The sequence below is a fragment of the Bifidobacterium avesanii genome (genome assembly GCF_009299475.1).
GTDB lineage: Bacteria > Actinomycetota > Actinomycetes > Actinomycetales > Bifidobacteriaceae > Bifidobacterium > Bifidobacterium avesanii.
This window is the reverse complement of record NZ_WBSN01000005.1, coordinates 69,000-81,447: the sequence shown is the minus strand read 5'-3', so window position 1 is coordinate 81,447 and position 12,448 is coordinate 69,000. Positions and strand designations below refer to the sequence as shown.

Sequence of the window (12,448 nt, the reverse complement as noted above, 5' to 3'; positions counted from 1 at the left end):
CCGGCGCGGATGAATACGCCGACTCGGGCGGTTGCGCCGATTGGGAGGCCGCGACGGTTCGGAGGAATGCCCCGACTGGTCGGCTGCCCGTCTCATCCGATGATCGATCAATGCAATGATCCGTCGGCCGGGACCCGAGCGGAGTGGACGGGTCGAGTGAGCGGGTTGAGTGAACGGCTCGGGCTGCCAACGGCGGGAAACTCGGCGCGTCCGTCGTCCAATGGCCAGTCGAAATGAATGCGTCCTAAGGTGGAGTCGTTTGCGATAGCCGAACGATCGGGAAGGAAGGCGCATCATGGGCGAACGGGCGGAAAGCCGGTCGGGGGAAGTCGGGGAAACCAACAAGGACGTTCAGGAAATCAAAGCAGCCGGTGAAGCGTATGCCCCCGCAACGCTGCGGCGACTGCGCGAGGCGTCGTCCTCCAACGACGTCGAGCCGGAGCCGGGCCGCCGCGGAGGCGGTCTGCGGCTCGAGGGCAGGGGCTTCGAGGACATCATCTTCAGCCACTGGGGACCGAACCCGAACAAGAAGCCGGCCGAGCGCAGCCCGCTCGCGGACGACGCCGCCAAACACTGCGCCGAACTCGCGGCCAAACTGCCGGGGGAGCGGCTCGTCATCCCCGCCGGGGCTGTCCGTCACCGTACGTGGGACACCGATTTCCCGTTCCGCACGGGCACCGCGTTCGCCCATATGACCGGTCTCGGGCGCGATCTGGAGGCCGACGCGGCGCTGGTCATCGATCCGACCGTGAACGCGGACGGCACGGTGGGCCACCATGCGGCCATCTTCCTCGAGCCGGCCATCGACCGCACCAACCCGCGGTTCTTCTCCGACTCCAAGCACGGCGAATTCTGGGTGGGACCGCGCCCGCTGCCCGCGGACTTCCACGTCATGACCGGCCTCGACATTCGAGACATGACCGAATTCGAGAATGCCCTTCGTCAAGGCGCCGGTCCGGACGGCATCCGCATCCGCGTGCTGCGCGGCTACGATCCGAGGATCGACGCGCTCGTGGACCGCGTGCGCGAGGAGACCGGCCTCGGCGACGCGGCGGCCAACCGCGGCCTCGACGCCGTGCTCGAGCAAAGCTCCGACGAATGCCGCATCATCAAGACGCCTCGCGAGATCAACGAAATCAAACGGGCGGTGGCAGCCACCGAGCGAGGCTTCGACCGCGTGGCCGACGTGCTGCCCATCGCGCGCAAGGTCAAGCGAGGCGAACGCCTGCTCGAGGCCACGTTCACGCATTCGTGCCGCTACGAGGGCAACGGCATCGCGTTCGGCACCAACGCCGCGTCCGGCCCGCGCGCCACCATCCTCGACTACCACGCCAACGACCACGCCCTGAAGGACGGCGACCTGTTCCTGCTCGACGCCGGCGTCGAGCTCGACTCGCTGTACGCCGCGGACATCACGCGCACCATGCCCGTCAACGGGCGGTTCACCGAGCCGCAGCGAGAAATCTACCAGGCCGTGCTCGACGCCTCGAACGCGGCGATCGCGGCCGCCAACAAGCCCGGCGCCGTATACCATGACATGCTCGCCGCGGCGCTCGAATCCACCGCGCGGTCGCTGGCAAAGCTCGGCATACTGCCCGTGAGCGTCGAGGAGGCGCTGCGTCCCGACGGCCACCAGCACTACCGCTGGCTCTACCACGGCACCGGCCACCATCTGGGCATCGACGTGCACGACGCCTACCGGTCGCGCAACGAGCTCTACGCCGACGCTCCGCTGCGCCCCGGCATGGTCTTCACGCTCGAACCCGGCCTGTACTTCGACGCGGCCGACGAGCTCGTGCCCGAACGCTACCGCGGCATCGGTGTGCGCATCGAGGACGACCTGCTCGTGGGGGAGGACGGCGTGACCCGCCTGCTGTCCACATTCGCCCGCACGCCCGACGAGGTGGAGGCGTGGCTCGCCGCGCACAGGCCCGAGGACTATCTGGCGAGCTTCCTCGAGCACGAGGCCGAGTGCGCGTGAGGGGTGCGTGGGCCGTGTCTGCCGTCCTTTGGTCGCGTTGTCGCGCGCATGCGGCAAGGTGAGGGGACTTCGGAACATGAACGATGGATGCGGAACCGCGGCAGCCGCGAGAACCGCAGGACAGTCGTAAAGGAGAACGCGCATGGACCAGCTGAGCCAGATCAAGGACCAACTATCGGGTTTCGACCAGATCGTCGTGTGGTACGGCACGCTGCCGGGTGCGGCGAAATCCGCGATCACGCTGGTGGTCGGCGCGGTGCTGGCCTACGTGGCGTTCAAGGTGGTCATCCGCATCGTCAAAACCGTGCTGCACGCGGTGATCGCCGCCGTGCTCGCGTTCCTCATCGGCACCGTGCCGGGCAACCTGATCCTCAATCAGGCGTACGGGCGGCTCGAGGAGCGGTTCGGCGCGACGATCAGCCAGATGACCCAGGCGGCGTCGGCGCGGGCGAACCAAGCGGGCTGGCTCGACCGACTGGGCTGATTCATGCTATTTCGTGTCGGTGCACGGCGGACGTGGAGGCCGGATGCCGTCCATCCGCCGCGTCCGGCAGGTCCGGGCGGGCCATGTCGCGGTCGGTCGGACGATCGCCGCGTCGCCGGGCCGTGGCCGTATGGCATGCTTTGGCTCCTCATCGTGCCATCGTGCGGCATCGTGCGGATGAACGGGATTCCGGTGTCGCCGCGTCGCCATGCGCCATCGGTGTGCCACAATGAAGACAGTCGTTCCGGCATGGACGCCGGATGGCGGAAATCCGAAGCCAAGGAGAATGCCATGAGCCAGCCCAGCCAGCAGCAGTACGTGTGCCCCAAGTGCGGGTGCACCTCGTTCGACAGCGACCAGTTCCAGGCGACCGGCGGCGGCTTCGCCAAGGTCTTCGACATCCAGAACAAGCGGTTCATCACCATCAGCTGCCGCAACTGCGGTTTCACCGAACTGTACCGCGCCGAGACCAGCACGGGCATGAACGTGCTCGACTTCCTCATCGGAGCCTGACCGGCGTGGAACCGCTGGAAATCCGCGCGTACGACCATGCACCGGAGGATGCGCGCGCGATCCGCCTCGCGGCGTTCACCGCGCTCGCAGATGTGCGGCCGGAGTTTGACCGGTGGGATGGGCCGGGCTCCGGAGCCGTGCATCTGCTGGCGTTCCTGCGGCTCTCCGACGGCTCCCGGCCGGCCGCCACATGCCGGTTCTACGCCGATTCCGGAACCGGCTCCGATTCCGGTTCTGATTCCGTGCGCGGTGACCGGTCCGGGCGCTACGTGATCGCACGGCTTGCCGTGGAGCCGACCCTTCAGGGGCATGGCATCGGCACGCGCCTGCTCGCCGACGCCGAGTCGCGGATTCGCCGGGTTGGCGGCCGCGTCGCCGCGGTGCACGCCGCGCGGGACATGTTCCCGTACTATGAACGGCTCGGCTATGCGCCCACCGCGGACATGTACGACGGCGGTTCGCACGGCTGGCTCGCCAAGGCGCTGGACTGAGCGGGACGGCCCGGCCGGAGGAACCGGATGACATGGGACCGGCCATGGGCCGCGTGCCCTCCGCCGTCGCGCGTTGTTTCGCGAATATGGTGGAATGGCGTCAACCCAGTCGATTCCGCCATCATCGTCCGCCATTGTCAGACCGAAAGAAAGGACCTCCCATGCAACGACCCATCATGACCTCGCCGGCGTTCCTGCGCGTGCCGTCGTCGCCCGCGTCCGAAGCCGACCTGCCCGTCGCTGCCGACCTCGCGGACACGCTTGCCGCGCACGCCGACCGATGCGTGGGCATGGCCGCGAACATGATCGGCGTGTCCAAGCGCATCATCGTCTTCGCCGACGAGGAGACCGGACGGACCATGACCATGTTCAATCCGCGCATCATCGCGCAGGCCGAGCCGTACCGCATCGAGGAGGGGTGCCTCTCGCTCACTGGCATGCGCGAGGTCACGCGCTACCAGCGCATCACCGTCACGTACCAGGACCGGCGCATGCGCGAGCACACCGCGAAATTCGACGGCTTCACCGCGCAGATCATCCAGCACGAGGTCGACCACTGCGACGGCGTGCTGGTCTGAGGCGGACCTTTTTGGCGTGCGTTTGGGGTCGGGACGCCCATGCGCGCCCCCATATCCCGTGTATCCCGCTTAAGTGCGCGTCAGCGGGGATGCGGAGGGACGTACTTCCGATTTGTGCGGTCGAATCGCAGGAATACCTCGGATATCATCCCCGGAAAATCGGCGGGATGGCGTAGAGGCTATCCGGCCAATCCGAAAAATCGACCGCACAAATCGGAAATCCAACGTCGGCCGACGGCGTATGAGCGCCGTTGTGCCTCCGCAACGACGTAGAAACCGTATTATGGCGGGTAGCTACATCGGCAGACTTAGAAGTACGTGCTCCAGCCGAGCTTGACGGCCAGAATCACGCCGGCGAGCACCGCGGCCGCGCGCATGATGCGCGCCGGGATGCGGCGGGTGATGGGCGGCGCGATGTAGCTGCCGATGAAGCAGCCCGCGCACAGGGCGACGGCGAACGGCCAGTTGACCGATCCGCGCACGATGAACATGATCGAGGCGGTGATGTTCGCGCCGAAGCCGACCACGGTCTTCAGCGCGTTGATCTCGTGGAACGGGCCGATTTTGCCCACGTCGAGCATCGCCAGCGCGAGCGTGCCGGCGCCCGCGCCGAAGTAGCCGCTGTAGATGCCCACGAAGCTCACGCCGAGCCACATCCACCACGGGTCGCGGCGCACGTCGTCCTTCGGGCGGGAGGCCGCGACGGCCGCGGCGTCGCGCGCCTGCGCGGAATCCGGGCCGAGCGCCTTGCCCACCGCGTCGCGGGCGTGGGCGCGCTCGCGCGGGTTCAGCGCGATGATGAGCGCGCTGAACAGGATGAGCGGCGGCACGAGGTATTCGAACACGGCGGCGGGCAGTTCGAGCAGCAGCAGTCCGCCGACGATGCCGCCGAGCACGCCGATCGTGGCGTAGAGGATCACGCGCGTGCGGTGCCCGGTGAGCTCCCTGCGCGCGGAGATGCAGCCGCCCACGCCGGTGCCCACCACGCCCACGGTGTTCGTGGTGTTCGCCAGCACCGGCGGAATGCCCAGCGCGAGCAGCGCGGGGTAGGAGACCAGTGAGGAGGCGCCCACCGCGTAGCCCACGAATCCGGCTCCGATACCGGCCAGCAGGACCAGCAGCAGGGTGACGATGGAAATGCCGGCGATGGTCATGGGCGCGCCTCGATTGCGGTTCGGTCGCGGCGGGTTCGGGGGACGTTCCCGGTTCCGGACCGCCGCGCGCCGCGGAACCGCATGCGAGCATACCGACTTGGGACAGCGGCGGAGGGGAAGTTTCCGAACGGTGGTCAGGGAACGCGGCTGTGGGGGAGCCGGTGGCGGAATGACCGTGCGTTCGGTTCGATGCGGCGGAAGACGGCGGGCGGCGGGGCGTCGAGTGCCATCGCCGCGGGACGGGAGCGGAACGGGAGCGCAGCCCGACGCAGCGGTGACGCGCAGGGCGTAACGGCTGGCCGCGATGGACGGGCGCCGCGCTACCATGGGGACGTATTCGAGACGGGGCAATGGGAGAGCGCACACGATGAAGGATGTCCGGAAGTTTCTGGAAACGTACCGCACGCTGCTGGCGGTGATGGTCGGCGCGGTGGTGGTGATCGTGGTGTGCCTGTCGCTCACCTCGTGGCTTTCGGCCCGCGACGCCGACGCCGCCCAAGTCGCTCAAGGCGCCGAATCGCAAACGATCGACGTGACGCCGTCGATGGAGCGCCGCGCCACGCCGGCGGTGAACGAGACGCTCGCGAACCGTCAGGCGCTGGTGGAGCGCGTGCGCGCGAACTGGCGGGACGCGACCGGCGAGCAGCCGGACCTGAGCCGGTACCCGGACATCTCCGTCGACGTGAGCCTCAAAGACCAGATGGTGTACGTGAAGTCCGCGGGCAAGGTCATCTACGAGATGGTGGCGAGCACCGGCATCAACGACACCACGCCGCACGGCACGTTCAGGACGAACGGCCAGGGCGGCGACCACTTCTACACCCCGCGCGACCACATGGGCGGCGACTACTGGACGCGCATCACCGGCGTGTACCTGTTCCATTCGGTGCCGACCAACGAGGAGGCCGGCGACTACATCGTCTCCGAGGCGGTCAAGCTGGGGGAGCCCGCATCGCACGGCTGCGTGCGCCTCACGGTGGCGGACGCGAAGTGGGTCCACGAACAGCTGCCCAAGGGCACGCCGGTCACCATCGAATAGGCCGGCGTCGTCCGACGTCGTCGGAACAGACCGAGAACGGGGCGGGAGCTGGGCCGCCCGTGTCCGGGCATCCCCGCCTTGCCCGTACCGCGGCGACCGCCGTGATCGTCACGAGCCGAACATGCAAAGCGGCCTGCACCGGGGAAATCGGTGCGGGCCGCGGGAAACACAATTCAATCAATGGGTGCGAACGGGCCGGTATGCCGACCGCCCGATCGCGGGAGAAGTCTTAATAGGTTGTTCGCCGTATTACTTGCGCAGCATGCGCTTGATGGCCTTGGAGATGCCACGCGCCATAACGTAGGTGGCGACGCTCGGGTCGGTCATCGAGACGCGAGAGCGAAGAATGGCGTCCATCATTTCATCATCAGACATGATCTCTGTCCTTTCCTCATTTGTTTTCGTTGACAGTTGTCATGATAGAAAACGCGCCGCGCGAATGGGATACCGATTTGCTCTCATCTTTTGTATAATCATTGGGTGGTCAATGAATAATGTAACAAACATGTGTACGGGAGGTTGACGCATGGCGGTCGTGGACGATTCCAAGCTGCGGTATCTGGAGTTCATCCAGCGCGAGGACCGCGTGCGGCACCACACCTACGTGCAGGAGATGCGCCAGTACGACCTCATGAAGGCCGGCGACCCCGAGGCGATCCGCGAAAGCGTGCGCATGTGGGACTCCGGCCTGTACGGGCACGTGTCCGACGACCCGGTGCGCAACGCCAAGTACCTGTTCGTCACGTCGATCACGCTCGTCACGCGCTTCGCCATCGAGGGCGGCATGGACGAGGAGGACGCCTACAACGCCTCCGACCTGTACATCCAGGACATGGACCACTGCCAGAGCGTGGACGAGGTGCGCCGCCTGCACACCGACATGATGACGTTCTTCACGTGGGCCATGGCCGACCTCGCCAAGCAGGACGTGCAGTCGCGTCCCGTGGTGGAGTGCCTCGACTACATCCACTACCACCTGCACGAGAAGATCACCGTGGCCATGCTCGCCGCGCACGTGGGCCTCAACCCCACGTACCTGTCCGAGCTGTTCAAGAAGGAGACCGGATCATCCATCTCGCAGTACATCACCGACCGGCGCATGGAGGCGGCGTGCAACATGCTCAAGTACTCCAAGTACTCGCTCGCCGAGATCGCGCAGATTCTCGCGTACCGTTCGCAGAGCCACTTCACCAAGGTGTTCGGCAAGGCGGAGGGCATGACGCCCAAGGAGTACCGCGACCGGTTCGCCAAGACCGGCATGTGGCCGGAGTGACCGGCGGCGGAGTGAGCCGCGGAGCCGCTGCCGGGCGGGCGAACCGGCTGGCCGGACGGCCGGGGCGACGTGCGCCTGCGGTGGCCGCGCGGTGACGGCCGTGCGTCCCCTCGGTGAATTCTCGTCGCGACGGGCGCGGGCGGGCGGCGCCATGGACTACGTTGTCTGGTAGCGATGTTGTGCGATGGCGACGCAATGACGATTGGCGGAACGGCCACGGCAACGAACAGGCGACGAACATCTGAACAATGACGAACGGAGGACCATCCACATGGGCATGCCCCTTGACCTGTATGTGATCAGGCACGGCGAATCGGAAGCGAACGTGATCGTCCAGGCCGGCGAGCAGGGCGACAACTCCCTGTACACGCAGGACAACGTCACCGTGCCGGACCGCTCCTGGAGGCTCACCGCCACCGGGCGCAAGCAGGCCGACTGCATCGGCCGCTGGCTTGTGGCGCAGCAGCAGCTGTTCGACCGCTACCTCGTCTCGCCGTACGTGCGCACGCGCGAGACCGCCGCCACCATGGCCCTGCCCAAGGCCCGGTGGGAGGAGACGCGCGCCCTGCGCGAGCGCTCGTGGGGCGAGATCAACACCATCACCAAGGACGAGTTCAAGAACAACTACAGCCGCAACTGGATGTTCAAGGCCACCGACCCGCTGTACTGGCGCCCGCCGGCGGGCGAGTCGATCGCGGACGTGTCGGAGAACCGCGTGCACAACATGCTCACCTCCCTGAACCGCAAGTCGGACGCCGAATCCGTGGTGGCCGTGACGCACGGCGACTTCATGCTCGCGCTCATGCTCACCCTCGAGGACCTGTCCGACGAGGAGTTCCTGCGCCGCGCCGACGCCCCGGAATGGCGGATCACCAACTGCACGTGCCTGCACTACTCCCGCCGCGACCCCAACACCGGGCGCACGTCCAAGCGCGTGCGCTGGGAGCAGACCGCGCGGCCCGTGTACGTGGAGGAGACCGGCCGCTGGGAGGTCAAGGTGGAGCCGTGGCGCGAGTTCCAGCGCCCGGTGATGTCCAACGGCGATCTGGTGGACGTGGTGCACGCCGTCGACCCGCACCTCGACCTGTAATCGCAGATTTGCCGTTTTCGTCCTCTGAGAAGTGCTGAAATCGCTTTCAGGCGCGCGTGAAAGGGCGGAAATCGCAAACGTGTGATCTCGCTGTGAACCCGGCCGGGTAGAATGTCTCCGAATGCGCGGAATGGCGAAGCGTACGCGGATCCGCGCGGGAGTGAAGGAGACGAAGTTGTCCAATCTGTTTTCCTGGGGCCTGCACGGCGACGGCAAGACCCTGGCGCCCGGCGAGGTCGTCGAGCCCGACGAGCGCCTGACGTGGGGTCGCACGGCCGGCATCGGCGCGCAGCACGTGATCGCCATGTTCGGCGCGACCTTCCTGGTCCCGATCCTCACCGGCTTCGACCCGTCGACCACCCTGTTCTTCACGGCCATGTCGACCGCCCTGTTCCTGCTCATCAACAAAAACAAGCTACCCAGCTACCTCGGTTCGTCGTTCGGCTTCATCGCGCCGATCACCGCCGTGGCCACCGCGGGCAAGGGCCTCGCGGTCGCGAGCTTCGGCATCATGGTCACCGGCCTGCTGCTCGCGCTCGTGGGCGTGGCCGTGCACTACGCCGGCGCCAAGTGGATCGACATCATCATGCCGCCGGTCGTCAACGGCGCCATCGTGGCGATCATCGGCTTCAACCTCGCGCCCAGCGTGTGGACCAACTGGCAGAAGGGCATGGACACCGCGCTGGTGACCCTGCTCGCCGTGCTGCTCATCGCCGTGCTGTTCAAGGGCCTGATCGGCCGACTCAACATCCTGCTCGGCGTGCTCGTCGGCTACGTGTACGCGTGCATCCGCGGCCAGGTCGACTTCTCCGCGATCGGCGAGGCGGCGTGGATCGGCCTGCCGAAGTTCCACACCCCGCAGACCGACTTCTCGATCCTGCCCATGTTCATCCCCGTGGTGCTCGTGCTCGTGGCCGAGAACGTGGGCCACGTCAAGTCCGTGGCGCAGATGACCGGCCGCGACTACGACTCCCAGATGGGCACCGCGCTGCTCGCCGACGGCCTCGGCACCGCGATCGCCGGCTTCGGCGGCGGCTCCGGCACCACCACCTACGGCGAGAACATCGGCGTGATGGCGGCCACCAAGGTCTACTCCACCGCCGCCTACTGGTGCGCGGCCGGCTTCGCGCTGCTCCTGAGCCTGTGCCCGAAGTTCGGCGCGGTCATCAACACCATCCCCTCCGGGGTGCTCGGCGGCGTGACCACCCTGCTCTACGGCATGATCGGCATGATCGGCGTGCGCATCTGGGTGGAGAACAAGGTCAACTTCGACAAGCCGCTCAACATCATGGTCGCGGCCATCGTGATGATCATCGGCATCGCCGACTTCACCTTCGCCGTGCAGGGCGTGCAGTTCAACGGCATCGCCATCGGCACCGTGGTGGTGCTCGTCGCCTACCACGGGCTCAAGGCCGTCGGCAAGGCCACCGGCACCATCGAGAAGGACGATCCGGACATCCTGTAGCCGCGGATCCGTGGATCCGGTTTCGGCTTCGGCGTTGTCAATGCAGGGTCCCCGGCCATGCGCGTGCGTGCGTGGCCGGGGATTTCCCGTATGCGGTCCCGGCCGTCATGCGGCCTCGTCGGGGCTACCGGGATTCAGTCCGATCTGGGCGAGGGAAGGGCGCGTTCGCGGAATTCGCCCGGTGTGAGGCCCGTGCGCCGGCGGAACACGCTGATGAAGTAGCTCGGCGACGAGAACCCGCACGCCCGCGCGATCTCCGCCACCGACGCGGCCGTGGCGTCCAGCAGCCGTTTGGCCTCGCGGACGCGGCGGTCGGTCAGGTATTCGTTCGGCGTGAGGTTCACGTACCGGCGGAACAGGGCGCAGCAGCGCGTGCGTCCCATGCGCCCGGCCGCGGCAATGTCCGCGAGGGTCAGCGGGTCGGCGAACCTGCGCTGGATGAGGCCTGTCATGGCGAGCACGTCCATGCGGTCGCGGCGGTCCCCGGCGGCGTTGGGGGCGTTGGGGGCGTTGGGGTCTTCGGCGGCGGCCGTCTTGTCGGCGGGCCGGAACCGGTCGAGCACCCCGTCGCACAGGTCGAGGGCAGCGGAGACCGCGGGCAGGGGATTGCGCGCGGCGTCGTCCATACGCCCGACCAGCCGGTCGATCGCCGCCATCGCGTCGCGCTGCCAATCGACGGCGGGGGAGAGCGTGAGAAAATCGTCCATGCCCTGATCGAAGGCCCGCTCGCATCGCTCGGCGGCGGCCGTGGTCAGGCCCTCGAACAGCGCGGGGCTCACCAGTGCGCAGGAGAACAGGCATTCGCGCTTGTCCGGGGGCGTGCCTTCGGGCGAGAACCCGTAGTGCAGGCGGCTGGAATTGACCACAAGCCCCTCGCCGGCCGCAAGCGGCGTGACGACGCCGTTGACGAAATAGTCCATCCGGCCCGCGATCACGTGGATGAATTCCAGATCGCGGTGCCAGTGGCAGGGGCAGCGGTAGTCGGTGTAGGAGGACAGCGGGTCGCGGTGTGCGTAGATGGGCAGCTCCGGCACGTTGTACGGCACCCGTTCGGACAGGTCGGACAGCATGGCGATGCTTTTGCGGGTTTCCGGCATGGCGGGCGCCTTTCCTCGGGATTCCTCGGGGGTGGACGGGGAACGCATGGGGTTCCTCCGTACGGTTCTTCCGTACGATTCTGATATTAGTGCGCATGTTGCCGTTACGACGGTACGGGTGTCGCACGGTACGAATCCCTATCATCGCAGGTGTCAGTGGAAGATGGCGACTGGGAGGTTGCATCATGATGAACGCACGTTTTTCGCATATCGTTGATCGTCTGCTCGGCGCGTACCTGACCGCGTGCCGCCGTTGGATGGCCGATCGGGCTGCCCGGTGCGCGGCCGCAGCCGGAAACGACGGCTCCGATGGCTTCGACTGGTTCGCCGTCTGGTACCCGTCCGCCGCGCGCGCCTAGCGCCCATCGCCGCCCCGGGCGCGGGCTTCGCGTCGTACCGGTTCGATAGGCTGTCTCCCAAGGCATACGCACACGCAGGGAGGCGGGCATGAGGTATTCGGACGGCAAGGCGATCGCGATCGTGACGGGCAGCGCGATGGGGCTCGGCTACGAGCTCGCGCGCCAGCTCATCGCCAAGGGCTGGTTTGTGGCGGGCGTCGACTTCAACGAGGAGCGCCAGCTCGAACTCGCCAAGGAGTTCCCCGCCGACTCGTACAAGGCGTTCGTGGGCGACGTGTCCGACGAGATCTTCGTCAAGAGCACGGTCGCCGACCTCGCGCGGATCGGCCACATCGATTTGCTGATCAACAACGCCGGGCAGCCGTCGTTCAGGAAGCCCACCGCCTACGGGGCCGCGGACGTGGACCGCTGCTTCAAGGGCCTCAAGGGCATGATCCTGTGGAGCGTCGAGACGCTCAAGGCCTGCGGCGAACAGGACCTCAAGATCGCCAACGTGATGAGCACCGCCGCCACGCGCGGCAACCCGGACGAGTCCGTCTACTGCGCGACCAAGTGGGGCGAAAAGGGCTACACGCAGAGCCTCAAGGCCGCGTACAAGGGCTCGAGCGTCAAGATCGTGGGCGTGTACCCCGGCGGCATCGACACCGACTTCTACCGCGACAGCCACGACTACGTGCCGCTCGAGAAGCAGCACACCTTCATGAGCCCCGCCGAACTGGCCGGGGTGATCCTGTTCAACCTCGTCAACGAGGCCAACCTCACCGTCTCGGACATCCTCATCGAGCGCAACTACCGGTAGGGCGGACGACGCCGCTGGTATGGGCGCCCGGGTGCCCGGGCATCGGATTTAAACGATGTTCCCCCGCCACCGGACAGGGAGCGCCCACTCCCCGTCCAACGATCTGCAAATCCTTGATTTTTCAA

General features: G+C 67.0%; 14 protein-coding genes. 11 read left to right on the top strand and 3 right to left on the bottom strand.

Annotation, left to right across the window (positions count from 1 at the left end):
* Positions 1-295: 295 nt before the first annotated feature.
* The 5 genes from DSM100685_RS04195 to DSM100685_RS04175 all read left to right on the top strand — a co-directional run bounded on the left by DSM100685_RS04195 (position 296) and on the right by DSM100685_RS04175 (position 4,047).
* Positions 296-1,981, top strand: a complete 1,686-nt coding sequence (locus tag DSM100685_RS04195) for an aminopeptidase P N-terminal domain-containing protein (protein ID WP_152350106.1) — start codon at positions 296-298, stop codon at positions 1,979-1,981.
* A gap of 142 nt (positions 1,982-2,123) precedes the next feature.
* A complete protein-coding gene (locus DSM100685_RS04190; RefSeq protein WP_152350105.1) occupies positions 2,124-2,465 on the top strand; it encodes a hypothetical protein in 342 nt (113 codons plus the stop codon).
* Positions 2,466-2,756: 291 nt separating this feature from the next.
* Positions 2,757-2,978, top strand: a complete 222-nt coding sequence (locus DSM100685_RS04185; protein ID WP_152350104.1) for a zinc ribbon domain-containing protein — start codon at positions 2,757-2,759, stop codon at positions 2,976-2,978.
* Positions 2,979-2,983: 5 nt separating this feature from the next.
* The gene (locus tag DSM100685_RS04180) at positions 2,984-3,469 is read left to right on the top strand and encodes a GNAT family N-acetyltransferase (RefSeq protein ID WP_240811885.1); all 486 of its coding nucleotides are present in this window, start codon (positions 2,984-2,986) and stop codon (positions 3,467-3,469) included.
* 161 nt (positions 3,470-3,630) lie between these two features.
* Complete coding sequence (locus DSM100685_RS04175; protein ID WP_152350103.1) at positions 3,631-4,047, top strand: peptide deformylase; 417 nt, start codon at positions 3,631-3,633, stop codon at positions 4,045-4,047.
* Positions 4,048-4,355: 308 nt separating this feature from the next.
* Here the strand turns inward: DSM100685_RS04175 and DSM100685_RS04170 are convergent, their stop codons facing one another.
* Positions 4,356-5,201 carry a sulfite exporter TauE/SafE family protein gene (locus DSM100685_RS04170; protein ID WP_152350102.1) on the bottom strand — a complete coding sequence of 282 codons (846 nt, stop codon included), beginning with the start codon at positions 5,199-5,201 and terminating at the stop codon, positions 4,356-4,358.
* Positions 5,202-5,568: 367 nt separating this feature from the next.
* Between DSM100685_RS04170 and DSM100685_RS04165 the strand changes: the two genes are divergently transcribed.
* Positions 5,569-6,240: a L,D-transpeptidase gene (locus DSM100685_RS04165; protein WP_239512639.1), complete on the top strand. Its 672-nt coding sequence runs from the start codon at positions 5,569-5,571 to the stop codon at positions 6,238-6,240.
* Positions 6,241-6,489: 249 nt separating this feature from the next.
* Here the strand turns inward: DSM100685_RS04165 and DSM100685_RS11080 are convergent, their stop codons facing one another.
* Positions 6,490-6,615 carry a hypothetical protein gene (locus tag DSM100685_RS11080; RefSeq protein WP_275576224.1) on the bottom strand — a complete coding sequence of 42 codons (126 nt, stop codon included), beginning with the start codon at positions 6,613-6,615 and terminating at the stop codon, positions 6,490-6,492.
* Between the two features lie 151 nt (positions 6,616-6,766).
* On the opposite strand from DSM100685_RS11080, the gene DSM100685_RS04160 reads away from it, so the two are divergent.
* The 3 genes from DSM100685_RS04160 (at position 6,767) to DSM100685_RS04150 (ending at position 10,068) form a co-directional block, all read left to right on the top strand.
* Positions 6,767-7,513: an AraC family transcriptional regulator gene (locus tag DSM100685_RS04160; RefSeq protein ID WP_152350101.1), complete on the top strand. Its 747-nt coding sequence runs from the start codon at positions 6,767-6,769 to the stop codon at positions 7,511-7,513.
* A 271-nt stretch (positions 7,514-7,784) separates the two neighbouring features.
* Complete coding sequence (locus DSM100685_RS04155; protein WP_152350100.1) at positions 7,785-8,603, top strand: histidine phosphatase family protein; 819 nt, start codon at positions 7,785-7,787, stop codon at positions 8,601-8,603.
* Positions 8,604-8,778: 175 nt separating this feature from the next.
* On the top strand, positions 8,779-10,068 hold the full coding sequence (locus DSM100685_RS04150; protein WP_152350099.1) for a uracil-xanthine permease family protein: 1,290 nt from the start codon (positions 8,779-8,781) through the stop codon (positions 10,066-10,068).
* A gap of 134 nt (positions 10,069-10,202) precedes the next feature.
* Here the strand turns inward: DSM100685_RS04150 and DSM100685_RS04145 are convergent, their stop codons facing one another.
* Positions 10,203-11,165 (bottom strand): AraC family transcriptional regulator, encoded by a 963-nt coding sequence (locus DSM100685_RS04145; RefSeq protein ID WP_152350098.1) that lies wholly within the window; start codon positions 11,163-11,165, stop codon positions 10,203-10,205.
* A gap of 185 nt (positions 11,166-11,350) precedes the next feature.
* Between DSM100685_RS04145 and DSM100685_RS10705 the strand changes: the two genes are divergently transcribed.
* Complete coding sequence (locus DSM100685_RS10705; protein WP_163200918.1) at positions 11,351-11,524, top strand: hypothetical protein; 174 nt, start codon at positions 11,351-11,353, stop codon at positions 11,522-11,524.
* A gap of 88 nt (positions 11,525-11,612) precedes the next feature.
* Positions 11,613-12,323 carry an SDR family oxidoreductase gene (locus DSM100685_RS04140; protein ID WP_152350097.1) on the top strand — a complete coding sequence of 237 codons (711 nt, stop codon included), beginning with the start codon at positions 11,613-11,615 and terminating at the stop codon, positions 12,321-12,323.
* Positions 12,324-12,448: the final 125 nt, after the last annotated feature.